The organism is Sporosarcina sp. P25 (genome assembly GCF_002743235.1).
Classification (GTDB): domain Bacteria; phylum Bacillota; class Bacilli; order Bacillales_A; family Planococcaceae; genus Sporosarcina; species Sporosarcina ureae_B.
The window spans coordinates 26,576-50,736 of the sequence record NZ_PDYV01000001.1 but is presented as its reverse complement, the minus strand read 5'-3'; the positions used below and the strand labels follow the sequence as shown (position 1 = coordinate 50,736).

At 45.4% G+C, this 24,161-nt stretch carries 26 protein-coding genes and 1 riboswitch; of the genes, 7 read left to right on the top strand and 19 right to left on the bottom strand.

Annotated features, from left to right (window positions below):
• From CSV70_RS00265 to CSV70_RS00225, 9 genes are all read right to left on the bottom strand, one after another.
• Complete coding sequence (locus CSV70_RS00265; protein WP_099661050.1) at positions 1-819, bottom strand: cobyric acid synthase; 819 nt, start codon at positions 817-819, stop codon at positions 1-3.
• Positions 816-1,388: a bifunctional adenosylcobinamide kinase/adenosylcobinamide-phosphate guanylyltransferase gene (locus tag CSV70_RS00260; protein WP_099661051.1), complete on the bottom strand. Its 573-nt coding sequence runs from the start codon at positions 1,386-1,388 to the stop codon at positions 816-818. The genes CSV70_RS00265 and CSV70_RS00260 overlap by 4 nt, the downstream gene beginning before the upstream one ends.
• A complete protein-coding gene (gene cobD, locus CSV70_RS00255) occupies positions 1,370-2,443 on the bottom strand; it encodes a threonine-phosphate decarboxylase CobD (RefSeq protein WP_099661052.1) in 1,074 nt (357 codons plus the stop codon). The genes CSV70_RS00260 and cobD overlap by 19 nt, the downstream gene beginning before the upstream one ends.
• Positions 2,430-3,383 (bottom strand): adenosylcobinamide-phosphate synthase CbiB, encoded by a 954-nt coding sequence (gene cbiB, locus CSV70_RS00250; RefSeq protein WP_099661071.1) that lies wholly within the window; start codon positions 3,381-3,383, stop codon positions 2,430-2,432. Before cbiB ends, cobD begins: the two co-directional genes overlap by 14 nt.
• A complete protein-coding gene (locus CSV70_RS00245) occupies positions 3,383-4,855 on the bottom strand; it encodes an adenosylcobinamide amidohydrolase (RefSeq protein ID WP_085132673.1) in 1,473 nt (490 codons plus the stop codon). Before CSV70_RS00245 ends, cbiB begins: the two co-directional genes overlap by 1 nt.
• 2 nt (positions 4,856-4,857) lie before the next feature.
• Entirely contained in the window at positions 4,858-5,850 is a 993-nt protein-coding gene (locus tag CSV70_RS00240; protein ID WP_099627772.1) for a FecCD family ABC transporter permease, read from the bottom strand.
• Positions 5,843-6,829 (bottom strand): ABC transporter substrate-binding protein, encoded by a 987-nt coding sequence (locus CSV70_RS00235; protein ID WP_099661053.1) that lies wholly within the window; start codon positions 6,827-6,829, stop codon positions 5,843-5,845. Before CSV70_RS00235 ends, CSV70_RS00240 begins: the two co-directional genes overlap by 8 nt.
• A 141-nt stretch (positions 6,830-6,970) precedes the next feature.
• Positions 6,971-7,097, bottom strand: a riboswitch (cobalamin riboswitch).
• Positions 7,098-7,746: 649 nt separating this feature from the next.
• Positions 7,747-9,414, bottom strand: coding sequence for an arginine--tRNA ligase (gene argS / locus CSV70_RS00230; protein WP_085132670.1), 1,668 nt, complete (start codon positions 9,412-9,414; stop codon positions 7,747-7,749).
• Complete coding sequence (locus CSV70_RS00225; protein WP_099661054.1) at positions 9,411-9,827, bottom strand: YwiB family protein; 417 nt, start codon at positions 9,825-9,827, stop codon at positions 9,411-9,413. Before CSV70_RS00225 ends, argS begins: the two co-directional genes overlap by 4 nt.
• 158 nt (positions 9,828-9,985) lie before the next feature.
• Between CSV70_RS00225 and CSV70_RS00220 the strand changes: the two genes are divergently transcribed.
• Together CSV70_RS00220 and CSV70_RS16995 are read left to right on the top strand one after the other, a co-directional pair.
• Entirely contained in the window at positions 9,986-12,040 is a 2,055-nt protein-coding gene (locus CSV70_RS00220) for a transglycosylase domain-containing protein (protein ID WP_099661055.1), read from the top strand.
• A gap of 34 nt (positions 12,041-12,074) precedes the next feature.
• Positions 12,075-12,491: a hypothetical protein gene (locus tag CSV70_RS16995; protein WP_099661056.1), complete on the top strand. Its 417-nt coding sequence runs from the start codon at positions 12,075-12,077 to the stop codon at positions 12,489-12,491.
• A 186-nt stretch (positions 12,492-12,677) separates the two neighbouring features.
• Here the strand turns inward: CSV70_RS16995 and CSV70_RS00210 are convergent, their stop codons facing one another.
• Positions 12,678-13,217, bottom strand: coding sequence for a YwhD family protein (locus CSV70_RS00210; protein WP_085132666.1), 540 nt, complete (start codon positions 13,215-13,217; stop codon positions 12,678-12,680).
• Between the two features lie 67 nt (positions 13,218-13,284).
• Here CSV70_RS00210 and CSV70_RS00205 point away from each other — a divergent pair, with 67 nt between their 5' ends.
• Positions 13,285-13,470 (top strand): 2-hydroxymuconate tautomerase, encoded by a 186-nt coding sequence (locus CSV70_RS00205; RefSeq protein ID WP_085132665.1) that lies wholly within the window; start codon positions 13,285-13,287, stop codon positions 13,468-13,470.
• Positions 13,471-13,518: 48 nt separating this feature from the next.
• Here CSV70_RS00205 and CSV70_RS00200 read toward each other — a convergent pair whose 3' ends face one another.
• Complete coding sequence (locus CSV70_RS00200; RefSeq protein ID WP_085132664.1) at positions 13,519-14,025, bottom strand: YwgA family protein; 507 nt, start codon at positions 14,023-14,025, stop codon at positions 13,519-13,521.
• Positions 14,026-14,042: 17 nt separating this feature from the next.
• Entirely contained in the window at positions 14,043-15,332 is a 1,290-nt protein-coding gene (locus CSV70_RS00195) for an HD domain-containing protein (RefSeq protein ID WP_085132663.1), read from the bottom strand.
• A 689-nt stretch (positions 15,333-16,021) separates the two neighbouring features.
• On the opposite strand from CSV70_RS00195, the gene CSV70_RS00190 reads away from it, so the two are divergent.
• Positions 16,022-16,660, top strand: coding sequence for an RsfA family transcriptional regulator (locus CSV70_RS00190; RefSeq protein ID WP_085132662.1), 639 nt, complete (start codon positions 16,022-16,024; stop codon positions 16,658-16,660).
• Positions 16,661-16,679: 19 nt separating this feature from the next.
• Here the strand turns inward: CSV70_RS00190 and lipL are convergent, their stop codons facing one another.
• Together lipL and pta are read right to left on the bottom strand one after the other, a co-directional pair.
• Positions 16,680-17,516: an octanoyl-[GcvH]:protein N-octanoyltransferase gene (lipL, locus tag CSV70_RS00185; RefSeq protein ID WP_085132661.1), complete on the bottom strand. Its 837-nt coding sequence runs from the start codon at positions 17,514-17,516 to the stop codon at positions 16,680-16,682.
• A 63-nt stretch (positions 17,517-17,579) separates the two neighbouring features.
• Positions 17,580-18,554 (bottom strand): phosphate acetyltransferase, encoded by a 975-nt coding sequence (gene pta / locus CSV70_RS00180; RefSeq protein ID WP_085132660.1) that lies wholly within the window; start codon positions 18,552-18,554, stop codon positions 17,580-17,582.
• Positions 18,555-18,769: 215 nt separating this feature from the next.
• Here pta and hemQ point away from each other — a divergent pair, with 215 nt between their 5' ends.
• Positions 18,770-19,519, top strand: coding sequence for a hydrogen peroxide-dependent heme synthase (gene hemQ / locus CSV70_RS00175; protein ID WP_085132659.1), 750 nt, complete (start codon positions 18,770-18,772; stop codon positions 19,517-19,519).
• A gap of 840 nt (positions 19,520-20,359) precedes the next feature.
• Positions 20,360-20,704, top strand: coding sequence for a spore coat protein GerQ (locus tag CSV70_RS00170; protein ID WP_085132658.1), 345 nt, complete (start codon positions 20,360-20,362; stop codon positions 20,702-20,704).
• 34 nt (positions 20,705-20,738) lie between these two features.
• Here CSV70_RS00170 and CSV70_RS00165 read toward each other — a convergent pair whose 3' ends face one another.
• The 5 genes from CSV70_RS00165 to CSV70_RS00145 all read right to left on the bottom strand — a co-directional run bounded on the left by CSV70_RS00165 (position 20,739) and on the right by CSV70_RS00145 (position 23,116).
• Entirely contained in the window at positions 20,739-21,119 is a 381-nt protein-coding gene (locus tag CSV70_RS00165) for a DUF423 domain-containing protein (protein WP_085132657.1), read from the bottom strand.
• Positions 21,120-21,218: 99 nt separating this feature from the next.
• Positions 21,219-21,482: a YwdI family protein gene (locus tag CSV70_RS00160; protein ID WP_085132656.1), complete on the bottom strand. Its 264-nt coding sequence runs from the start codon at positions 21,480-21,482 to the stop codon at positions 21,219-21,221.
• Positions 21,479-21,655, bottom strand: coding sequence for a uracil-DNA glycosylase (locus CSV70_RS16645; protein ID WP_083034898.1), 177 nt, complete (start codon positions 21,653-21,655; stop codon positions 21,479-21,481). Before CSV70_RS16645 ends, CSV70_RS00160 begins: the two co-directional genes overlap by 4 nt.
• Before the next feature lie 22 nt (positions 21,656-21,677).
• Positions 21,678-22,355 (bottom strand): uracil-DNA glycosylase, encoded by a 678-nt coding sequence (locus CSV70_RS00150; RefSeq protein ID WP_085132655.1) that lies wholly within the window; start codon positions 22,353-22,355, stop codon positions 21,678-21,680.
• A 5-nt stretch (positions 22,356-22,360) separates the two neighbouring features.
• Entirely contained in the window at positions 22,361-23,116 is a 756-nt protein-coding gene (locus CSV70_RS00145; RefSeq protein WP_085132654.1) for a DUF4230 domain-containing protein, read from the bottom strand.
• 195 nt (positions 23,117-23,311) lie between these two features.
• Between CSV70_RS00145 and thiD the strand changes: the two genes are divergently transcribed.
• On the top strand, positions 23,312-24,145 hold the full coding sequence (thiD, locus tag CSV70_RS00140; RefSeq protein WP_085132653.1) for a bifunctional hydroxymethylpyrimidine kinase/phosphomethylpyrimidine kinase: 834 nt from the start codon (positions 23,312-23,314) through the stop codon (positions 24,143-24,145).
• Positions 24,146-24,161: the final 16 nt, after the last annotated feature.

Here is a 24,161-nt window from a genome sequence, read left to right as displayed (position 1 = left end):
TTACGCCAAAATAGATTGAATCAACGGCCAGTCGACATGTTGCTTCACGTGAGCAGCCCATTGTTCGTAAACATCGACTCCTTCTGTTGCAGGAAGCGTGTTACGATCCATGTCTTCTTCTGGAATTCCATGGTTTTCTAAGACCGGAATGATACCTACAACCGGAATCCCGGTGTATTGTTCAATGAATTTCACCCCGTCTTCGAAAAAGGACGCGTCGCCGTAAAATTTATTGATGATAATCCCTTTGACACGCTGACGTCTTTCTGCTGAAAGAAGTTGAAGTGTGCCGACAATCGATGCAAAAGCGCCACCTTTAGAAATGTCCGCAACTAGTATGACAGGTACATCTGCCAGCTCCGCAACGCGCATATTCGTCAGTTCACGGTCCATCAAGTTTACTTCTGCGGTACTTCCCGCCCCTTCGATGATTAGCATGTCGTAGTGATCGGACAAATAATCTAATGCTCCTTGGATCGTTGCAAGACCTTTATCGAACCACTCTTCACGAAAGAATTGCCCATCTATCGTCTCGAGCGGTACGCCCATGAAAAGAACATCAGCCCGCATATCCCCTCGTGGCTTCATCAAAATGGGATTCATTTCAACAATTGGTTGAGTACGCGCCGCTTCTGCCTGTTGAAATTGGGAGCGACTGATTTCACGTCCGTCCGCTAATGTTTCAGAGAAGCCCGACATATTTTGTGATTTAAAAGGTGCGACATGGACGCCTTCATTCGAAAGCAGTCGGCATAGTGCGTTGCAAATCATCGTTTTACCTACATCTGACGCAGTGCCTACGATCATTAATCCGTTCATAAACTCTCACCTTTCCAGACGATCGGAATGCCGTGATCCATTTCAATTGCATGATCTGCAAACTCCACGATTTGTTGATGAAGCGTGCCAATTGTTTGGCGGTAGATTTCCGTCTCTTCTTCGTATTGCGGCCACTCATCGAGGACTTCATTTGAAACAATGACTAGCTGTGAAACGATTTCTTTCATTTGCTTTACCGTGTGAAGTAGTTGTTTCTGCTTTTGTTCTAAACATCCCGAGCGATGAACGCAAGGAGAACCTTCTTCGTATCCTTCATACATTTCATTGGCGAGCCACGTAGTCAGGCAGTCCCATAGAACGAGATCACCCGATTTTAGAAACGGCAACACTTCCTGGAGATTTTTCGGTTGCTCGATTGTGTGCCAATTCGCATGTCGACGATCTTCTTTATGTTGATCAATTCGACGCTTCATCTCTTCATCGGCTACTACACCAGATGCAATGTAGACGAGGCGACTTGCCTTTTGATTCGTAAGTAGGCGTTCCGCATAGGCACTTTTTCCACTGCGCGCCCCGCCACTGATGAATGTTACTGTCGCTTGAACCATGGATCCATCGCCTCCCGCAGTGTATCCATCATCGTTTCGGATTTCATTCCGATCCGTAACCAACGCCCGTCCATCCCGCGGAAGTTTTCCGAATGTCGCAGGACGATCCCTTGATTCAATAAATCTTTATAAAGCTTCTTCGCATCTTGCATGGGCTTCATGACGAGATAGTTAGCGGAAGAGTCAAGCACTTCACAACTATGTGAGCGCAAGAACTGTGTCATCTTTATGCGTTCTGTTTGCGCGTGCAAAATTGCTTGTTGACGGTACACTTCTTCCTGTAAACAGAACACACCGATTTCAGCAGCGAGTCCGTTGACATGCCAATGCGAAGCTCGTTGTTTCAGCTTTTCGATCCGTTCAGGATGTGCGATTACATACCCTAGACGGATACCAGGAATCGCGTACATTTTCGTCATCGAGCGGACAATGAATAAATTCGAATAGTTCGCGACTTGCGGAATAAAGGATTTTGATTCATCAACGAAATCAATGAACGCTTCGTCTAGCACAACATCTGTCGAACTGTTTTTGGCTGCTTCTATAATCGTTAGTAGCTCGTTTTTTGTAGGCAACAAGCCTGTTGGGTTATTAGGGGTGCAAATATAGATCGCATCCGCTGTAGGCAATGCCTCAAGAATTTGACGCATAGGCAATTCAAAACCTTCCGCTTCACTTGCTTGAAGCGATACGACCTCTGCACCATTCACTTCAAGCGTAGCGCGATATTCGGAAAAGGTTGGGTCAATCAAGAGGACCCGTTTGCCTCGGTAATTCCCTGCCAATAAAGATAGTATGTCTGCGGCGCCATTACCGATCAGTACTTGTTGTTCGTCTACTTGATGAAAAACCGAAACTGCCGAGCGAAACGGCTGACCATCTGGATCGGGATAGCCGTTAAGTGTTGATATTAACGTAGGCCATGCTTCCACTACGGACGGTGGTGGTCCTGCTGGATTGCAGTTTTCACTGAAATCCAACACTTCATCAGGCATCGGAATATTTATTGATGTATACAGTCTTTTGCTGTTTGCACCGTGTTCAGGCAATCGCATAGAAAATTCCTCCTACTACTGTGCCGAGTGACCAGAAAGTCCAAGACACGACTTGCATTTGATATGTTGTGGAGCGGATATGTTCTTTATTCGCAACGACTGACGGGCCAAGTACCGCCCGTTCCGACACTACTCCGCGATATGTACTGCGCCCACCTAACTGGATATTGAGTTGCCAAGCTGTTGCTGCTTCCAAATAGCCGCTGTTCGGGCTCATATGTTTTTTTGCATCGCTTAACCAACCGCTAATTCGCTTTTTAATTGAATGTCCACCTTCATTCGGAGTACATAATAAAATGAGCAATCCTGTAATTCTTGAAGGAATCCAGTTAAAGAGATCATCCATGCGTGCGGAAACTTTTCCGAATTCCCGATAACGCTCATCGTTGTACCCTACCATGGAGTCGAGTGTATTGACCGCTTTATATAACCATAGACCAGGTGCCCCGAGCAAGAACGCCCAAAATAACGGTGCCGTGATGCCGTCAGACGTATTTTCCGAAACCGTTTCAATCGTAGCACGGGCTATCGCACTCTCGTCGAGCTTCTTTGTATCCCTGCCGACAATCCAACTTAGCTTTTCACGGGCTTCGTCCATATCTCCTGACTTCAATGGCTCATAGACGAGCAACGCCGCGTCTCGCAAACTTTTTTGTGCAAGTCCCGCCGCAATGAGCAGCGCTTCGATTGCGATTCCCGCCAATAGATGTAGGCGATAGGCGATACTGACGAGCCAAATGGCGAGTAGAAATGTCGTCATACAAATAAGTAACCATACAATCGCACCTTTTATTGTGCGCATACGGCCTTTATTCAATAGCTTCGTCAAGTTACTAATCGTCGTGCCTAGCCACTTGACTGGATGCGGCCAGTTGGGTGGATCCCCAATGATTCGATCGAGTACCATGCCAATCGCAATCGCAATAAAATGTGCAGGGATCATCGATGGTCACCTACTGCTAATCGATACGAATGAATTGCCCGTACCGTACAATCATAGACCCCTTTACCGATCAACTTACCGAGTTGAGTAATCGGCCCCGCGTACGGCAAGTATTCTCCTTGTTGCGTAGATGCGATCAACAAGCTATCTGTCGAAGTCCCTGTAGCGACCGTGCTCGATTCAGGATCCTTCACTTGCTCGTCTTGCAGTGCTTTCGCCTTCGCTTCTGTTGCGGTAATCAACGCCTGAACGAAAGCTTCTTCACTTAATTCACCATTAATGAATACCCATGTATTGATCGTACCTATGTAAGGAATATCTTCACGTTGCCAAGACTTCGAAACATCTACCGCGTTTCCGACACCCGCTGTCACGGCCACGACAATCGAGCCGAACTGTCCTTCATATTCTTCTACTTCAACGTGCTCCGGACTAACGGCAGTCATCATGGCGACTGTATCTGTCAAATGATAGCCAAGCGTTCGCAAGTATTCCGTGTTCTCGCGCTGTACATCATCGATCATATAATCCGCACGCACGCCTCGATTGACAAACGTCTTGTACCAACCAAGCCCCGCATTATGGACAGCGGAAGAAATCGTCTTCAGCGGTTGGCTTGATTGCAACAATACATGATCTTCTTGAATCGTTACGTCCGCTTTCTTTACACTGAATAGTTGCACCTTTTCTTGCAAGTTCGGCAACAGCGTCATTTGTGGCTTCGGCATTTCAGGATGGGGCTGTGTTTTGACGCGTGCATTGTATACGTGATGAATCTCTTGCTCGAGCACGACGTCTTGCGGTTCGCCGATTGATGCTACTTCCCCGTTCTTCAACAGCAATAGACGATCGCAATAAAGAGCGGCCAGATTGATGTCATGAAATACCGAAATGACTGTGATCCCTTTCTGCCTCGCTTGATTGCGGATCGTATCGAGCAATTGTTGCTGATGCGCGATGTCTAAATGGTTCGTCGGTTCATCCAATAATAAAATAGGAGCTTGCTGGGCGAGCGCTTGCGCAACAAATACGCGTTGTTGCTCGCCGCCAGATAATAATTCAATGGCGGTATTTTCATATCGCGTGACACCTGTATAGTTCATCGCTTCCTGCACTGCTCGCTCATCCAACTCCGACCAGCTCGAGAAAATCCCCGATTGATACGGATAACGACCGAGAGCAACAGTGTCTTTCACGCTATGAGAAAAGGCATGGGCATGGAGCTGCGGCAAGACGGCTACTTGCTGCGCGAATTGCTTTTGGGTATAGGCGCCAGAAGGTTTTCCTGCAATCATGACCTTCCCGCTTTGTTTCGGCAAAATTCCCGATATAATTTTCAATAACGTGGATTTCCCGCTACCATTCGGCCCTAAAATTCCGAGAACTTCTCCTTTTTCCACGTGGAACGACACATTTCGCACAATCGGTTCCTTGCCGTAGCCTCCCGATACGTTTTCCACTTGCAACATCTTCACATCGCTCCTTTTCTACGTTGTTTGTAAAAGATATAGGCAAACACCGGAGCGCCAATGAATGCTGTAATGACACCGACCGGTAATTCAGCCGGTGAAATAATCGTTCGTGCTACGAGATCGCAAATGATCAATAATGATGCACCGTTACATAATGATAACGGCAGTACATGACGGTGATCGGAGCCCCATAACATACGTGTCATATGGGGGACAACTAGGCCAACGAAGCCGATTGTTCCGGACACCGCAACAGCCGAGCCAGTTAATACCGATCCGCCTAGCAAAATCATCAATTTACGCTGTTTGACATTGACTCCAAGATGATGCGCACGTTCTTCACCGAATAATAAAGCGTTCAATTCGCGGCGATTAAGCCACAGCATGAATGAGCCGATGATGAAAAACGGCAAGACCATTACAATGTAATTCCAGCCACGCATCGATACGCTACCAAGAAGCCAACCAACAATCTGACGGAGTTCTTCTTGCGTCAACGCGATCATCAGCGACAACACAGAGCCGAGAAATGAACCGAAAATAATTCCTGTTAAAATAATAGTTTCCATTTTCATTGACCGGTCGACCATTCGAGCAAAACCGATCACTAAAAACATCGTCACTGCAGCACCGATCATACTAAATACAGGTAAGGTGAAAGCGCCAAGGACCGGCAGCGATATACCAAAAAAGAGTGTGATCACGGCGCCGACAGAGGCACCGGATGACACTCCGAGGGTGTAAGGATCAGCTAATGGGTTTTTCAGTAGCCCTTGAAAAGCAGCCCCTGAAATAGCCAATGAGGCACCGACGATTCCAGCCAGCAACACACGCGGCATACGAATCTTCCACAAAATATTACTTGCGGTCGTGTCCGATTGATCCCATAGCGTCTCTATTGGTATTTTCACTGTACCGATCGATACACCGAGCCAGATCGCCACAAGCAATGTGGCGATCGACACGACGTAGGCGAGAACGGTTTTATTCACCGAATACCTCAGGATAGATTGCTTTCGCAAACAATTCTAATCCGTCAGCTAAACGTGGACCTGTACGGCTTGTAATATCTTCATCCAGTTGAATGACTTGATCTTCTTTGATCGCAGTCACCGCATCAAAGCCGTCACGCGTTTTAATATTTTCTACGACATTTGGAACATAGCTATAGATCGCCAAAATCACATCCGGATTTTCATCTACAATCGTTTCAGGACTGATCATAATCCAGCCTTCTTCCGTCACAATGTTCTCAGCGTTAATGATATCCAAAAACTGCTGTGGGAATGTGCCTTTTCCTGCCGTATAGATTTCAGGTGCATCGGAGTTTTCAACGAACACGCGCTTCTTATCCGTGATATCTGCTGCTTTCTTTTCGATATCAGCAATTTTCGTTTTCATATCTTCGACGATTTGATTGGCTTCCGCATTTTTGTCCATGACTTCACCAATCATTTCAATCGTTTCATATGTCTCTTCAAATGTTCCTGCATTCTGTACGACGATCACAGGGATGCCTGCGTCACGAATTTGGTTCAATCCTTCTTCATTCGAGCCCATCATCATTTCATGTGCGAATACCGCTTCCGGTTGCAATGAAATCACTTTTTCTATGTTGACCGTAAAGTCCCCTACGGTATCAAGCTCCGTTACTTCTTTAGGATAATCATCGTTTTCTGTTACAGCGATGACTTGATCGCCAGCATCAATACCGAATAAAATTTCCGTGTTACTTGGAATTAATGAAATGACAGTTTCCGGCGCTTGTTCAAATGTAATTTCTTCGCCAATTGCATCTGTCAGGGTGTATGGGTAACTCGTTGTATCCGTTGACTCTTGTTCTGTTTTCGCTTCTTCACCCGCTTGGTTTTTATCTGCCGGTGTTTCTTCTTTTGTACTGTCGCTTCCGCATGCTGCAAGTAGTAGTACCGCAAGCATAGCCGTCAGCAGTAGTTGCCAAAACTTCTTCATGTGTGTTCCTCCTTCAATATGTGTGTTGCATTACGCAAGCCGCAGACATGAAAAAAACCCTCCGATAGTTCGAAGGATTAGGTGGGATGAAATCAATGCGTGATCTCTTCCATCACACCTATCCTCGTAGGTTGCTGCGGAACTTCATTTTCCAAAAAGGCAGGTGACCTGGCTTGTGCATCGCACGTACAGTGGCGGGACCGCATCGGATTTGAACCGATTTCGCTTTTCATCTCAATTTTCGAGAACCTTTTTAGAAGATATGTAATTATGATTTATTATAGCGATAATAGTGTTGGTTGTACAGGGGATAGGAGGAGTTTGGGTATGACATAGGGAGTGAGGCTCCAGCAGGGGGACGCTTTGCTGAGAGGCCTCGCGATGAGACCTCCCGAACGCGTCCGCCTGGAACGCTGCGAAACGTTGCCTTCCCCTTTCCCACCTCAAAATTTAATCACCCGTAAGCCCTTGAACCTCGCTCTCCATCACAGGATAGAAACACCAGTGAAGCGAAGTGCAAGGCGGCGACTCGGGGAGGATTAGCCCGATCAGGTGAGACCACTAAAGGAGCGTAGCGACTAGGGGGCTCACCGCGGGCCCTCCCAAACGCGTCCGCCTGGAACGTAGCGAAACGTTGCCTTACCTTTTCCAACCTCAAAATTTAATCACCCGTAAGCCCTTGAACTTCACTCTCTATCTCAAGAAAGAAACACCAGTGAAGCGAAGTGCAAGGCGGCGACTCGGGGAGGATTAGCCCGATCAGGTGAGACAACCAAAAGGAAGCGAAGCGACCTGGTTGGCTTACCGCGGGCCCTCCCGAAACGCGTCCGCCTGGAACATAGCGAAACGTTGCCTTCCCCTTTACCATTCATAAAGAAAAAGCCAAGCAGTAAACCCGCTTGGCCATTTTCGATATATTACATTCTTTCAGGTGCTTCAACGCCTACAAGTTTCAACGCGTTGGCAATCGTTGTTTTAGTAGCTGTAATCAATGCCAAACGTGCTTCGGAAAGGTCTTTGTTTTCCGGATCTAGCACCTTGTTCGCATTGTAGAAACTATGGAATGTAGCTGCTAGTTCCTGAATGTAAGTTGTCACGCGGTGCGGTGCGCGCATACGAGCCGAGTCGCTGATTAGTTTCGGGAAGTCACCGAGTTTCTTCAGTAGCTCTAACTCTTTTTCGTCTTGCAATAGCGTGACGTTTTCTGTTGACGCTTCTACATTCTGTTCTTTTGCCTGACGCAAGATCGAACAAATACGTGCGTGTGCGTATTGTGCGTAGTAGACAGGGTTTTCATTGGATTTGGATACGGCCAAATCTAAATCGAAGTCCATTTGTGCATCGCCTGAGCGCATCGCGAAGAAATAACGTACAGCGTCTAGTCCTACTTCTTCTACGAGTTCACGCAATGTGACGGCTTTTCCTGTGCGTTTGCTCATTTTGAATTTTTCTCCGTCTTTGTAAAGCTGAACCATTTGCGCCACTTCTACTTCAAGCGTGTCGCGGTCATAGCCAAGCGCCTGGATAGCTGCTTTCATACGTGGAATATATCCGTGGTGGTCTGCTCCCCAAATATTGATAAGTTTATCAAATCCACGACTCAGCTTGTCTTGGTGATAAGCAATGTCTGGCGTTAAGTATGTGAATGAACCGTCTTGTTTGATCAATACACGGTCTTTATCGTCGCCAAATGTAGTGGAACGGAACCAAGTAGCACCGTCTTCTTCAAAGACATGGCCATTTTCACGTAATTTATTGAGCGCAACATCGATTTTACCGTTGTTATATAGAGACGTTTCCGAGAACCAGTTGTCGAAATGAACGCGGAAGTCCGTCAAGTCTTTCTTTAGTTTATCCAGTTCGATATTCAAGCCGTGTTCACGGAAAAATGCAAGTCGCTCTTGTTCTGGAACATGGACATACTTGTCGCCGTATTGTTCGACGAGGCCTTTTGCGATCGTAATAATATCTGCGCCGCGATAGCCATCTTCTGGCATTTCTTTTTCCAATCCAAGTGCTTCGAAATAACGAACGTCGATCGATAACGCTAAATTATTTATTTGATTACCTGCATCATTGATATAGTATTCACGCGCTACGTCATAGCCTGCTTTGTCGAGAATATTACATAATGAATCTCCAAGGGATGCCCCACGTGCGTGTCCTAAGTGCAAATCGCCTGTTGGGTTCGCTGATACGAATTCAACTTGGATCTTCTGTTGCTGTCCGCTATCGGAACGTCCGTAGTCTGCTCCTTGATCCAGGACAGATTTCACGATATCCCCGAGGCTGTCTGTTTTCAAGCGGATATTGAGGAAGCCAGGTCCAGCGATTTCAATGGAGTCGATTGCGGTGTTCTTCGTATCGAGGTGCTCTAAAATACTTTCCGCAATTGCACGTGGCGGCTTTTTCGCTAGTTTTGTCAACTGCATAGCGATATTCGCTGCATAATCTCCGTTCTCTTTACTTCTTGGTGATTCCAATTTAATGTCGGGAATATCTGCACTTTCGACTAGTTGCGCTTTCTCAATGGCTTGGTGCAATGCTTCTTTAATTTCATGTTGAATCTGCTCTACTGCATTCATTGTGTTACCTCCGAGTAGGTTATTGTCAAATGGTATTTCCCTAATAAGCTTTCTTCTGAATGTAAGTCGTACGCTACCGTAAAGCGTCCAGGAACCCACTCCAGTTGATTGGTATAAACGGCTAAATCCATAACTGCAGGGCCATTACCGTACGTGCCGAGGCGCATATCGTCTTGTCTGAACGGCAATCGCATCTGCACGCCGCCTTTACGCATGATGAAGGCATCTTCAGCATGTAATTTCACGGTCGTTCGGACTACTGGCATTCCTTCTGTTCGTTCTTCAAACAATAAATAGGCCTGTCCTTTTTTCTCAATGAGTTCTCCAGTTGCCTGCATCGTATGCGTTTCCGCTTGCTGGTCTGGATGTTGAATAACGGAACGGAGCTGAACTTCCATTTTTGGCGCTTCCATTCGTTCACCGCCTTAAGTAAATAGATTCACTCATTATACACTTCTTCCGGCACCAGTTTCAATGTTACACGTCTAAACTTTTCCTACAGTCCGTTTAATCCGTCCATAACCGTCCCATACTGTCAAAAGATACTGAATGGAACGGGATGTGATGAGCAATGAAACGTACCGATTATATAAAGTCCACTAATAGAAAAAGGTGGAAAAAGATTGTATTATCCCTGTCGATCACGTCGATAGCCGCGATCGTGACTGTCTTAATCGCCCTTCGAATATATGCCCAAGTACTTGGTGCCCCTTCATTGAGCGTACCAAAGGCTTCATTGTTCCTCGATCATAGTGGGCATCAGATCGGGGATCACTTTTCACAACATAGACGGTATTGGATGAAGCTGTCCGATATATCCCCTTTTCTGACAGATGCTTTTGTAGCAACAGAAGATAAGAAATTTTATTCGCATAATGGATTTGATTATAAACGACTTGCCGGTGCCATTCTGAAGGACGTTAAAACGATGAGCAAGGCGCAAGGTGCGAGTACGATTACCATGCAATATGCGCGGAATCTGTATTTAACACACGAAAAGTCTTGGACACGAAAAATCCATGAGGCGCTGTTTGCTTATCGCCTCGAAATTTTCTATGACAAGGATACGATTTTGGAAGGTTATTTAAATACTGTCTACTTCGGTCATGGAATGTACGGTGTGGAAGCGGCCAGCCGGTTTTATTTTTCTAAAGCCGCGAAAGAGCTGACATTGGAAGAGGCCGCCACGATTGCAGCAATCGCAAAAGGTCCTTCCATTTATTCACCTCTTGATAATCCCGAGAATTCACGCAACCGCCAACTGCTCGTACTCGATCAAATGGAGCAATATGATTATATTTCAACTGCGCAAAAGGAACGCGCGGTGGAGGAGAGAATTGTGCTAAAAACAGAGAGTTGGAAAGATATGAAGCAAGTGGCTCCTTATTTTTTGGATGCTGCATGGCAACAGGCGGAAGATATCCTCGCGTCTAAAGGCCGTGTACCCGCAGAAGGTGGCTGGCAAATCCGAACGACGTTGAATCAACAGCACCAGCAAGCCGCGGAACAAGCCATTAAACAAGCGATGCCTGCAAATGACCTGCAAGTTGGATTCATCTCCATGGCTGCAGACACGGGTTTCGTCACGTCGATGGTAGGTGGAGTGGATTTTGGCGACAGCTCCTTTAACCGAGTGACTCAAGCGAAACGTCAGCCAGGGTCTGCAATGAAGCCGATCCTCTATGCGGCAGCAATGGAAAAAGGCATGAGCCCGTTAACCTTCATGACGGCCGAAAAGACACTGTTTACCTATGATGACGGTCGTTCGACATATGAGCCGAGCAATATTAACGGGGAGTTTGCGGTGAAGCCGATTTCATTGGCACAGGCGATTGCCATTTCAGATAATATCTATGCAGTCAAGACGCTTGAGCAAGTCGGTTACAAGCCGTACACAAAAATGGCGCAACGGCTAGGCATCGATGTGGCATTTCCCGAATCTCCAGCGGTCGCGCTTGGAACATCCGATGTGACATTGTACGAGATGACGACAGCGTATAATCGTATTGCGTCAAAAGGTAAACAAGTCGAACCTCAAATGATTCTATCGATTACAGATGCGAACGGAAAACTGGTCTATGAACATCCTTCGAAAAAACCGAAGCAAGCGATGTCGGAACAAGACGCATTTGTGCTAACGCATTTGATGACGGGGATGTTCGACCCTGTCTTCAATGACTATTTAACCTCTACAGGCTTGTCGATGCGACCGAAACAAACGCGGACTTATGCAGCGAAGTCCGGAACGACGATTTCGGATCAATATTTGATTGGATTCTCGCCCACATTAACAGCGGGCATTTGGACAGGCTTTGACCGCGGCAAGCAACTCGAAAATTTGGAGGATAAATCCGTTTCGAAAAAGGTATGGATTGATTTCATGGAAGCGGCACACGAAGGAACAGCCCCACAACCATTCCTCCCCCCTTCTGGCGTGCAAGGCGTCATTGTGGATATCGAAACCGGCGGGATTGCGGTCAATGAATGTGCAAAGCAACGGTTGATCTATGTGAAGGATAAAGATGTGCCGAAGAAATTATGCACGGATCGCTCGTTGAGAGAACAACATTCCGGAGAAGAGGAAAATTCTAAAATGGAGTTATTCCCGTTTTCATTTTTTGAGTGATTTGAAGCATTCGGGGTATGAGCGGGTAGCGGGGATGATAGAGCGGTTAGCGCTGGAGTATGAGCGAACGCACGTTGGTATAGAGCGCTTAACGACGGACTATGAGCGAACTCACGCTGGCATAGAGCGCTTAACGATGGACTATGAGCGATCGCGCGCCAACATAGAGCGCTTAACGACGGACTATGAGCGATCGCGCGCCAACATAGAGCGCTTAACGACGGACTATGAGCGAACACACGCCGGCATAGAGCGCTTAACGATGGACTATGAGCGATCGCGCGCCAACATAGAGCGCGTAGCGACAAACTATGAGCGAACACACACCTGCATAGAGCGCTCAGCCATAAACTATGAGCACTTGAAGTATATTTCACTCACCAAATACCCATTGAAAAAAGCCCCGTTCTCCGTATCCGCGGAGAGCGAGGCTTTTTTGACCGTTATGTAGTGATCGAATGAATCTTCACTGCTTGGGTTTGTGGTTTCATCAAACGACTGTCTATATAGCGGGTGTCCTAGATTACAGCGCAAAGCTGTATGTTTAGTTTACTTCCTTTGATGCAGACATTCAACCTCAAAGAGGACGTAATGCAAATTGTCACATTTTTGACGCATTTGACGAGAATTGTACTTTTCAATTATCCCGTTTTACGTCTAACTCTGTACGCAAACCTTCGTGTAATTCAGGTGTACTGCGTTCCCACAGTTCTGCGTTATGTGATATCAGAAAGTCCTTAAGAATTTTTTTCGAACGATCGTCCATATCGTCTACGATAATTTGACGTTTCATAGATTTGTCCATACGGTTGACGTGGTCTGCAAGTAACTTATAGCCGCGTCTCTTTTCACGGTTGACGACCATTTCACAAGCTGTGATTCCTGCGTAATACGGACCTTCCTCACGGTAATCAATTGTCACCCAAACGAGCCAGTATGGTTTGCCGCCTTCAGAATCTTTGCGATCCGTTGTGAATTTAATTCCTCGTTCCGTATCACTACGGGCATGCATAGCACCCATTTCCACTTGCGCCGTACCCGCTTCTACATCGATGATCACAGGCGAGATGTTTTCTAATGATAACGAACCTATGCCGAATCCTTTGTGTCCATCTGTTGGGTCATTTTTTATTATCGTAAAGCCTAACTTTGGTTTTGAATTTTGCTCACTTGCCATGTAAATCGCCCTCCGTCTCTGTTATTATATGTACTATACCTGAATTTTCTGCTAAGGAGGAAACAAAATGCCATACGTTACTGTAAAAATGCTTGAAGGCCGCACTGATGAACAAAAACGTGCATTATGTGAAAAAGTTACGCAAGCCGTTGTAGAAACGACTGGTGCTACTACTGATAGCGTAACAGTTTTCATTGAAGAAATGCCAAAAAATCATCTTTTTAAAAATGGGAAACTTATGAGTGACCAGTAAAATCAGCAAAAGGATTCTCATCGTGAGAATCCTTTTTACTTGATCCATTTAACTGACTGAACTCACTTGCATCTCTTCGATGAAGGCAAAAGCTTGATCCATTTCCTGATCAGTAAAATTCAATTTGTTTTTCACGATACGTACTTTAGCAATTTGATCTTCTTTGTCCAGCTGATCGAAAAATAGCAATGTGGAGACCAATTCCAAAAAGCGTGATGACTTTTCATTTAATCGTTCGATACATTTTGGCAACTGTTCTTTCGGTGCTTCTGCTGTGGTAAGGAATTTCGATCCTTCATCCGTCACTTGATAGCAATATTGCTTATACGAACCCTTGTCCTCGAAACGTTCAGCCAAAAAGCCCATTTCACACAATTCTTCCACTCGCAATGTCAGTTCTTCCGAATAAGGACCATACATATGGAGCTCATATTTCTCGGCAAACGGGAAATTCATTTTCTTCAATATATAAACCATCTTCTGCATTTTCTTACGGCCATTTACTTCATTCGCCAACGATATAAACTGAACGATTTTTGCATGCTCTTGCAGCAAGTCCCGCAACCCCTCTCTTAACCTCTTAACAATTCCAAAATCTTCTCATGCAACGGGTTTCCATCTACTAACAAGTCTTCAGGATAATAAATTTTATGATCTGTTCTGCGTTTTCCTGATATCGCTTCGACCACATCGGACATTCGCGACAGTTCACGCAAATCGCCATTTTCTAGTTGTAAATAAATCGGCACACGTTCATTCTCTTCACCTGGACGATAAAAGTCATAAGGTAAGTCTGATGAAGAATCCGTCACTAAATAATAGTCAGGATCGAGTCCTGCTTCTTTAAACAATGTAATAAGTTCACCGAATTTCATATATTGCACTGCAGGATCGAACTCGGCATATTGAAACAACCGTCTATTCACGAAGCGATCGCACAAATCCGCTAAAATCGTGTCATCTTCTTCCATCCACATCTGGAAATACGTCAATAACACGCCCTCATCAAGAGCTATATACTCTTTCAATTTGAACTCTTGTGCAAAAAACGAAATGAAGTGCACGGGTTCTTGCTTAAATGCATACCCCGTTTCGAATAAATATTTCGCTCTGTGTAAAATTTTTATCAGAATCACTTCTGCACTTCGCGACACTGGGTGGAAATACACTTGCCAGTACATCTGATAGCGGCTCATGATATAGTCTTCCACCGCATGCATGCCGCTATGCTTGATGACTACTTGGTCTTCAGTCGGGCGCATGACACGCAAAATCCGTTCCATGTCGAAATGGCCGTAGGAAACGCCTGTGTAATATGCATCGCGTTGAAGATAATCCATACGGTCTGCGTCGATTTGACTGGAAATCAAGCTGACGACCAGTTTATCGGGATACGTTTTGTCGATAACATCCGCCACTTTTTGAGGGAAATCTGGCGACACACGACGCAGCACTTCATGGACTTCTGTCTGTTCCAATAAAATTTGCTGGGTGAATTGTTCGTGATCCAGATTGAATACTTTTTCAAATGCGTGGGAGAACGGCCCGTGTCCTAGATCATGCAATAGTGCGGCACAAAGTGCGACGAGCCGCTGTTCTTCGTCCCATTCTTCACGCCCACTGAAGCCATCATCGAGAATTCGTCTGACGATTTCATAGACACCGAGCGAATGCTGGAAGCGGCTGTGTTCTGCGCCGTGGAACACTAAGTAGGTGGTGCCAAGCTGGCGAATTCTGCGCAGACGCTGGAACTCGCGTGTGTTGACGAGGTCCCATATTACGCGATCTCTTACATGTATGTAGCGATGCACGGGGTCTTTAAACACTTTTTCTTCGGGCAGTTTTTCGTTTTGGTACGCCATGTCGTCACCTCATCCTTCATTCGTTCCAGTATAACAAAAAACGACGTGACGCGACATAGTACACTATGACGGATTTTAAACGGTTGATGATGAAACGTGTTTATAAACGTGAAGGACTTAGTGTCTACTTGGGGATGGAAGCTCCAGTTGGGGGACGCTTTCCCATGGGCCCGCGGTGAGCCAACTAGTCACTGCGTTCCTTTAGTTGTCTCACCTGATCGGGCTGATCCATCGGGAGTCGCCCCCAATTTCCGCTTCCATCCTACTTATTGAGTGGTGGTACTTAGATCACTCACTGTAGCTAATATGTAAGATATTATTTTGGCTAAACTTATTCAAGTTCAAAATAGATTACAAACCTAACTTCCATGCACAACAAAATGTAACACCTACTCGCATTGCAAGGGATTGGCGTCCCAAAGGATCAGCCCGACAGAAGAGACAACCAAGGGAGCTTGCGACTGGTTGGCTCGCCGCGGGCTCTCAGTAAAAGCGTCCCCTCCGAAGCGCAAATCCCCTCCCCAACACCTTGTCAGCCTACCCCCACTCACTTTACTTAACTCCTACTCACCCAAAATAAACGCCCATTTTATTACCATCTTCATAGAATTTTGTGACTCTCTGAATAAAAGATTCGTTTCGTGGTCATAATGGCAGTAGAAAGAGAGTACAAGACAGGAGGCATGGAGATGGTGAAAGTTAGACAAGACGCTTGGTTAGAACAAGACGATGAATTATTGGCAGAGACGGTGCTACGACATGTAAGAGAAGGAAGTACACAGTTAGGTGCATTTGAGGAAGTAGGTGACGCACTGAACCGAACAGCGGCAGCTTGTGGGTTCAGATGGAATGCCGTCGTGCGAAGAGACTACGAGGGTGAACTCTCTGAAGCGAAGAAAGAGAGAAAGCAAACGTTACGTGTACTAGGTACAGATTTTAAAAGACGTAACCAACAAATGTATAACCCCGAGACAGGCGCAGATGGTCAGGAGAAAATCCAAGTTCCACTATCCGCCCTATCACTCGATACGGTCATTGCCTATTTAATTCGCATGCATCATAACGGCGGTGCGGATACGGATGCTCTGCGATGGAGACAGACGGCAAAAACAGCGACGGAACAAATGAAATCGCTAGAAGCGCAAATTGAAGATCTGAAAAAAGAGAATAGAACGTTGAAAGATGATTATGAGCAATTCGTCCAAATCATGAATCGTGCACGTCGATTAATCGCTTTGAATGAAGAAAGTGAGCACGTCGCACCGTTGTTTAAAATGGAACCGAATGGGAATTTAATCACATCAAAAGAGCCGCCAATCAATAACTGATTGGCAGCTTTTTTTCGTACTATGATAACATCTTTTGATTGCGTTCAAAGACACGTTGCAAATAAAATCCGTACAATTCCATTTCCTCGTCTGTTAACCCACCGTGACGCACATCTTCCGTCAACGAACGCAATACTATTTGCAGACGAATAACGATTTCATTGACCGTCAATTGTGTATCCAGAATTTCCGATAATGACGCCATTGTATCCGGTTGGATCACAGGATAGCTGAATTTCGTCTGCTGACCCTGTAAGCCTTTGTCATAAACTTCACGAATTAATTTTGCGCGTTCGGAACCACTGCCTTCAATGCATAAATACACTTGCACAGCGACTCCTTGACGCAGACGCCGTTGAGAAACCCCTGCGAATTTCTTGCCATCGACACTTAAATCATACGATCCAGGACAATAAGATCCGACAATTTCATAGGCTTCTATCCGTTCGCCAAGTTCAGGAAATAATAGCTGAACTAGTGATAACATCGCTTCGTAGCCTACCGGAATATCAATTGAAGACTTTTGTTCAGAAAAGATTAAGGAGATATTTAATATCCCTTCATCTAGCACGACTGCAAGACCGCCCGAATTGCGGACGATTGAACGATAGCCGTGTCGCTCGATTCCTTCCATCGCTTGTTGAATGAACGGCATCCGATGATCTTGAATACCTAACACGATTGTCTTGTCGTGTACCCATGTCCTGACAACCGGTACACTTTGTCGCTGTCCAACTAATTGGCATAACGTATCATCCATAGCGAATGATTCGAGTGCGGAACGATTACGTGCTGAAATCGATTCGTCGATGAAACGCCAAGCTGGTTGATTTAGTAAACGTTTATCTTGTGACATCTCTAGCTCTCCTATAGTGAGTGATCTGGATTATATGTAGACGGTTCACAAACTACGAGCCTGTCATGATAAGCTCTGAGCTGCCGTGATGATTGATAGTTTGTAGACATCTTCCGCAGAACAGCCGCGTGACAAGTCGTTGACAGGGCCATTCAAGCCTTGAAGGATTGGACCGATTGCTTCATAGCCACCCAGACGTTCTGTCAATTTGTAGCCGATGTTTCCAGCATCGAGTGTCGGGAAAATAAAGACGTTTGCATCGCCTTTGATGACAGATTCGGGCGCTTTTTTCGCTGCTACACTGGGTACATACGCTGCATCAAATTGAAATTCTCCATCAATCAATAGATCAGGTGCTAATTCTTTAGCAATTCTAGCCGCCTCCACTACTTTTTCCGTCTCTTCTGTCACAGCAGAACCTTTAGTAGAGAATGAAAGCATGGCAACGCGCGGATCAATGCCGAATGCTTTTGCAGTTTTCGTACTTTCCACAGCGATTTCAGCCAACTCTTTAGCGGAAGGATTCACAGTAATGGCACAGTCTGCAAAAATTAGACGCTCTTCTGCTTTCATCATAATGAAAGCACCGCTAGTTTTTGAAATGCCAGGCTTCGTCTTGATGATTTGCAATGCCGGACGAACTGTATCCGCCGTCGAATGGGCAGCTCCGCTCACCAAACCGTCTACACGTCCTGTATAGATTAGCATAGTTCCGAAATAGTTTACATCTTTCAATTGCTCGCGCGCTTGCTCAATTGTAGCTTTTCCTGCACGCCGTTCAACGAATTTCTCCGCCAGTTCTTCAAAATAGGAAGCGTTTGCAGGATCAATCAGCTTAATTTCAGAAATATCGAAGCCACTATCTTTTGCTGCTTTATTTACCGCTTCTTCATTACCTAATAAAACTGGTGTAATAATCCCCTCTTGTTGAAGATGTACAGCTGCTTCTAGTATTCTAACGTCTTCCCCTTCAGGTAATACAATCGTCTTTCCCTTACCTTCCAACGTTTTACGAATACCTTCAAAAAGATCTGCCATATGTAATTCCCACCCTTTGTTATATTTTCCTATTCATCATACCTGAAAAGACAAATTAATACACTATGAATCCTTAAGTTTTCAGACAACTGTCAACTAGCTATTCGTTTTTGTAATGTATGTCGTGGGTCTTACCTTATTCCTTAACGAGCAAAGACTGTTTATGATACACTTAAAGTAGAAACTACTTTAATTTAAAAGGAGACTGAATTCAAGTGAATGAAGCAGCTATTACATTAGACGGTTGGTATGTACTTCACGATTTTCGCACGATGGACTGGGCTTCTTGGAAAATGATTTCAAAAGAAGAGCGCCAGGCAGCAGTCAATGAATTCCTAACATTTTTGGAGCGTATACAAGAAGCGGATGAGGCTAAAACAGGTAGTCACGCGTTTTATACAGTAGTTGGCCAAAAGGCAGACTTCATGCTAATGACATTACGTCCTACAATGGATGAACTTCAGCAGTTGGAAGCGGAATTCAATAAGTTAACCATTGCGGATTACACAATCCCAGCGTATTCTTATGTGTCGGTAGTCGAGTTATCAAATTACCTAGCAGGTGAATCTGACGAAGATCCATATCAGAACCCATATGTACGCGGACGCTTGTATCCTGAATTACCACGTAGCCAATATGTTTGTTTCTATCCAATGGACAAGAAGCGCGAAGGCGAAGACAATTGGTACATGCTCGACATGGACAACCGCAAAAGTTTAATGCGCAGCCACGGCATGATTGGCCGCGGATATGCAGGTAAAGTGAAGCAAATCATTTCCGGATCCGTCGGCTTTGATGATTACGAGTGGGGCGTCACGTTGTTCTCTGATGACATATTGCAGTTCAAGAAGCTCGTCTATGAAATGCGTTTTGACGAAGTCAGTGCACGTTACGGCGTATTTGGCTCATTCTTCATCGGTACGATTTTAGACGCGGACAAGCGCGCAGCATTTTTTGAAGTATAATACGTTTAGACCTAAGCCGCGAATGAAATAATTCGCGGCTTTTTTGTGCGCAACGTTACCTTCCCCAGACCTTGAATTCTCCATTCCAATTCACAATAGAAACACTAGTGAAGCGAAGTGGAAGGCGGCGACTCGGGGAGGATCAGCTCGACAGGTAAGACAACCAAAAGGAAGCGAAGCGACCTGGTTGGCTTACCGCGAGCCCTCCCGAACGCGTCCGCCTGGAACGTAGCGTAACGCTACCTTCCCCCAGACCTTGAACTCCCCATTCCAATTCACAATAAAAACACTAGTGAAGCGAAGTGGAGGGCGGCGACTCGGGGAGGATCAGCTCGACAGGTAAGACAACCAATAGGAAGCGAAGCGACCTGGTTGGCTTACCGCGGGCCCTCCCGAACGCGTCCGCCTGGAACGTAGCGTAACGCTACCTTCACTCAGACCTTGAATTCCCCATTCCAATTCACAATAGAAACACTAGTGAAGCGAAGTGGAAGGCGGCGACTCGGGGAGGATCAGCTCGACAGGTAAGACAACCAAAAGGAAGCGAAGCGACCTGGTTGGCTTACCGCGGGCCCTCCCGAACGCGTCCGCCTGGAACGCAGCGTAACGTTACCTTCCCCCAGCACTCGAACTCCTCTCCAAAAAACATCATTCATACCCACCACCCTTCCAACATAAGATACAACCAAGGGGGTTTTGCTTTAGCTGTCATCGCGACAAAAAAAGGGAATAAAAGCGCTTGCCCGTTTCACACAGGCTACTTCAGCACGAAACGCACCTTTCCCTCGCCCAACAAGACTGCCCGCAAGTAAAACTAACAGATCTGGAGAGGATGTTGAAATGGTTCAATATTATTGGAATCCTGGCTATGCCCAGCAACAAATGGTACCACCACAAACAAATATACAGGGGAACGTACCAACTACACCTTTTAGAGAACAGTCGTACATCGAGAATATTTTACGGCTTAACAGAGGAAAACCCGGCGTCTTTCATTTTTCATTCGAGCATGCGGTAGAAGCAGGCAAAAACACGATAGCTATCACAGGTATGGTAGAAGCTGCAGGACGCGATCACGTCATCCTCAGCCAAGCCAATACAGGGCGACGCTATTTATTCCCTATGATCTACTTCGATTATGCGGAGTTCCCAGAGGAATTAAATTACTTCGACCAAACGCCATAAGAAAAAACCGCTCACCTTGAGCGGTTTTCCTTTGTTATCTTCCGAATTTCACTGCCGCAATGATCAACATAATCCATCCCGCGATGAATGCAACTCCACCAATCGGTGTGATAGCGCCAAGAATTCCGATTCCAGACAAGCTGAGTACATACAGGCTTCCTGAGAAAATAACGATACCAGCTAGAATTAAATAGCCAGCCCATGATAGTTGCGTCGATGGTCCAAGCAATGCGTTGCTCATCAAAATACCGATTGCGAGTAATGCAATCGCATGGAACATCTGGTATTGTACCGCGGTTTCCCAGACGGCTAAGTAATGTTCGGACAGACGATCTTTCAATGCGTGTGCACCAAACGCCCCAAACCCAACTGCAATCGCGGCATTAATAGCTCCTGCAATAATAAAAAACGGCATAATTATTCCTTCTTTCTAACGAATATTGTATACCCTGTTTCCAGTCTACCATAGTAAAACACGTAGACATGACAGGTGTTTGAACGGTTTGTGGCGCTATTAAAAATCAAATAACGACTCACCGTTGGCATCTTCTTCACGTAATGGTTGCTCGCTCAGTGACGTAATCGGCGTTGCATGTACAGTGCTCATTTGTATAGCTTGCGGGATGGCCGGTGCAGAAGGTCTGTCATCACCGAGCATCAAATTACATAACGTCCGCACAGCATAAATGGCTTCTCTTCGCGTCGCCTCATTCTGTGTTTGTTTCGCCAAGCGTACTTGTTGCTCCATTTCTCCAAGCAATTGTGCAGCTGTGATCATCGCATTTTCATCCCCTTTTTCGGTTCGAATTTCATACACTCCATACCAGAAGAGCGCTTTACCACTATAGATGGCAACATTTTCGTCTTGAATCCATATGCCTTACAGCCCCGCGGACTTGCCGGGTCCCAAGTTGTATAAAAGAAGATACAGTCGAAGCAATTGACTGCCATCGTACACATCCTTTCTAGTTATTCACTTGGTAGTTTTCGCCCAATCAATTGGCTCTCTTCCCCACTTGCGTAAATAGTCATTCGTTTTAGAAAACGGCTTACTGCCAAAGAATCCTCTAGATGCACTGAAAGGACTCGGATGAGGCGATTCGATAATGGCATGACGTCTGCGATTGATCAATGCCGCTTTTTCTTGCGCATGTCTTCCCCATAAAATGAAAACAATTGGTGCACTGCGCATCGACAGTTTACGAATGACTTCGTCCGTAAAGAGTTCCCAACCTTTTCCGCGATGCGAAGCAGCTGCTCCTTCGCGCACAGTCAATACCGTATTCAATAATAATACACCTTGTTCGGCCCATCCTGTCAATATTCCTTCAGTCGGAACATCCATTCCAATATCTGATGATAGCTCTTTAAAGATATTGCGTAAACTTGGTGGCACTTTCACGCCAGGCTGCACAGAAAAACTCATACCATGAGCTTGTTTGGGCCCATGATACGGATCTTGGCCCAAAATCACGACTTTGACATCCTGAAAAGGCGTCAGTTTAAAAGCTGTCCACATATCAGACATTTGTGGATAGATGATGTGATTTGTGTATTCTTCGCGAAGAAAAGTACGCAGCTCCTGATAATACGGTTTATCGAATTCATCTTTTAATATGTGATCCCAATCATTACGAAATTCTGCTACCATATGCATCACTCCTTAAATTCAATATCTAGTTGATAGCCTGCAAATGAAAACATATCTTTTAGTGTTTTTACTGCATTTTTCTCTGCGGATTCCAGGACACCTTGTTCGGATGCCTCTTCCATTATTAGCGTTTTGGCTTCATTCGCTAATTCATAGCCTTCTTTAATGTCTGCTTTTCCACGAAATAATCCTTCTACAGAATAGACTTCCACTTTATCGAAATACAATTCCGCACCACCGACGAATTCAGCTTTTGGTATCGTCAGCTCAATACGTTTCTCTTCTTCGTCCACTTGCATATCCTGCTCGGTGATTTCACTTAGATCAATTCCGGCCTTGATTGAACCTGGAATGACCACTAATAAATTCCGCTTCGTTCCAGGAAAATTAACACCGATGTTTTTACCGAACAATTCATTGTCAGTACGTTTGACGAGCACTTTCGTATAAGCTTCCGCCGTTGTCAGTTCCTGTAGCTCTTGGACACGCTCGACAAATGCCGTCTTTTGTTCTGAAAAAGTAGAGCCCAGTTGCATTAAATAAAAGCCTGCGATTGGCAGGGTAATAAGTGCGGCGACCAATAGTACAATTAATAAAATATATGTTGTTCTCCACGAAGACCATAAAGTAAAGGCGAGTTCGAGAATTCCTCCTCTTCGCTTCCGTTTGGTCTTTTTCCGTCCAGTGAATGTCACAGCGGCTTGAGCATCAGCCTTCGTCCAATCTTTCTTCTCTCTCTTAGACGATTCATGCTTACTCATGGCTCACATCCTCTCGTATGATCCAACACTCCGCTTCTATTTGTACGTTCTGTAGAATAATAGGTTTCAATGGCAAAACCTGTACGTATTACAAGCTTCCTAGACTTTCATCATACCCGAGTTGTTTGTATTTCGACAATTAGTTGTATACTATACGTAACAACAAAATTTAGTAGGCAAAGGAGACGTTTTATTATGTCATTGAAGAAAACCTTAACGATTGCAGGCTCGGATACATCAGGCGGTGCAGGTATTCAGGCGGATTTAAAAACTTTTCAGGAGCACGGTACGTATGGCATGACGGCAGTGACAGTGGTTGTCACGATGGATCCCGATCAAAATTGGTCACATAATGTTTATTCATTGCCAATCGATGTCGTAAAAGCACAATTGAAAACGGCATTGTCTACTGGAGTCGATGCTATCAAAACAGGCATGTTGAGTACAGAAGAAGTCATTCAAACGGCAGGTCAGGCAATTGATGAATCCGGTTTGGATCACGTGGTGATCGACCCTGTTATGGTGTGTAAAGGGGAAGATGAAGTATTGAATCCCGGCAATACGGATGCGATGATTACATATCTCCTGCCAAAAGCAGAAATCGTTACGCCGAACTTATTCGAAGCGGGACAATTAGCTTCTATGAAAACACCGAAAACAATCGAAGACATGAAAGTAGCAGCACAGAAAATTCATGAACTCGGTGCACGTAATGTCGTGATCAAAGGTGGTAAACAACTCGATCATGAAGAAGCAGTGGATTTATTCTACGATGGATTGACGTATACATTACTCAAATCAAAAAGATCTGATACGTATCATAATCATGGTGCGGGCTGTACATTTGCAGCCGCTATCACAGCCAATTTGGCGAATGGCTTGTCGATTAAAGACGCGGTTATTCAAGCGAAGCAGTTTGTCACAGCAGCAATCGCACACGGCTGGAAGCTTAATGAGTATGTAGGACCTGTCATGCACGGTGCGAAAAATCAGTTCGACGTGCCACAGGTAGAACTGCAGGAAGTATAACACATGCGTAAAAGGT

Bases quoted from the DNA above. Each gene is read 5' to 3' on its own strand.
- CSV70_RS00225 (WP_099661054.1), bottom strand. From the start codon at position 9,827: ATGGAAGCGCCAAAAATGGAAGTTCAGCTCCGTTCCGTTATTCAACAT.
- CSV70_RS00260 (WP_099661051.1), bottom strand. From the start codon at position 1,388: ATGGTTCAAGCGACAGTAACATTCATCAGTGGCGGGGCGCGCAGTGGA.
- thiD (WP_085132653.1), top strand. From the start codon at position 23,312: ATGTCATTGAAGAAAACCTTAACGATTGCAGGCTCGGATACATCAGGC.
- CSV70_RS00160 (WP_085132656.1), bottom strand. From the start codon at position 21,482: ATGATCACAGCTGCACAATTGCTTGGAGAAATGGAGCAACAAGTACGC.
- cobD (WP_099661052.1), bottom strand. From the start codon at position 2,443: ATGCGATTGCCTGAACACGGTGCAAACAGCAAAAGACTGTATACATCA.
- CSV70_RS00190 (WP_085132662.1), top strand. From the start codon at position 16,022: ATGGTGAAAGTTAGACAAGACGCTTGGTTAGAACAAGACGATGAATTA.
- CSV70_RS00210 (WP_085132666.1), bottom strand. From the start codon at position 13,217: ATGGCAAGTGAGCAAAATTCAAAACCAAAGTTAGGCTTTACGATAATA.
- CSV70_RS00235 (WP_099661053.1), bottom strand. From the start codon at position 6,829: ATGAAGAAGTTTTGGCAACTACTGCTGACGGCTATGCTTGCGGTACTA.
- CSV70_RS00195 (WP_085132663.1), bottom strand. From the start codon at position 15,332: ATGGCGTACCAAAACGAAAAACTGCCCGAAGAAAAAGTGTTTAAAGAC.
- CSV70_RS00245 (WP_085132673.1), bottom strand. From the start codon at position 4,855: ATGTTGCAAGTGGAAAACGTATCGGGAGGCTACGGCAAGGAACCGATT.
- CSV70_RS16645 (WP_083034898.1), bottom strand. From the start codon at position 21,655: ATGGCAGTCAATTGCTTCGACTGTATCTTCTTTTATACAACTTGGGAC.
- CSV70_RS16995 (WP_099661056.1), top strand. From the start codon at position 12,075: ATGATAGAGCGGTTAGCGCTGGAGTATGAGCGAACGCACGTTGGTATA.
- CSV70_RS00145 (WP_085132654.1), bottom strand. From the start codon at position 23,116: ATGAGTAAGCATGAATCGTCTAAGAGAGAGAAGAAAGATTGGACGAAG.
- CSV70_RS00220 (WP_099661055.1), top strand. From the start codon at position 9,986: ATGAAACGTACCGATTATATAAAGTCCACTAATAGAAAAAGGTGGAAA.
- pta (WP_085132660.1), bottom strand. From the start codon at position 18,554: ATGGCAGATCTTTTTGAAGGTATTCGTAAAACGTTGGAAGGTAAGGGA.
- argS (WP_085132670.1), bottom strand. From the start codon at position 9,414: ATGAATGCAGTAGAGCAGATTCAACATGAAATTAAAGAAGCATTGCAC.
- CSV70_RS00205 (WP_085132665.1), top strand. From the start codon at position 13,285: ATGCCATACGTTACTGTAAAAATGCTTGAAGGCCGCACTGATGAACAA.
- CSV70_RS00265 (WP_099661050.1), bottom strand. From the start codon at position 819: ATGAACGGATTAATGATCGTAGGCACTGCGTCAGATGTAGGTAAAACG.
- CSV70_RS00150 (WP_085132655.1), bottom strand. From the start codon at position 22,355: ATGGTAGCAGAATTTCGTAATGATTGGGATCACATATTAAAAGATGAA.
- CSV70_RS00170 (WP_085132658.1), top strand. From the start codon at position 20,360: ATGGTTCAATATTATTGGAATCCTGGCTATGCCCAGCAACAAATGGTA.
- lipL (WP_085132661.1), bottom strand. From the start codon at position 17,516: ATGTCACAAGATAAACGTTTACTAAATCAACCAGCTTGGCGTTTCATC.
- CSV70_RS00165 (WP_085132657.1), bottom strand. From the start codon at position 21,119: ATGCCGTTTTTTATTATTGCAGGAGCTATTAATGCCGCGATTGCAGTT.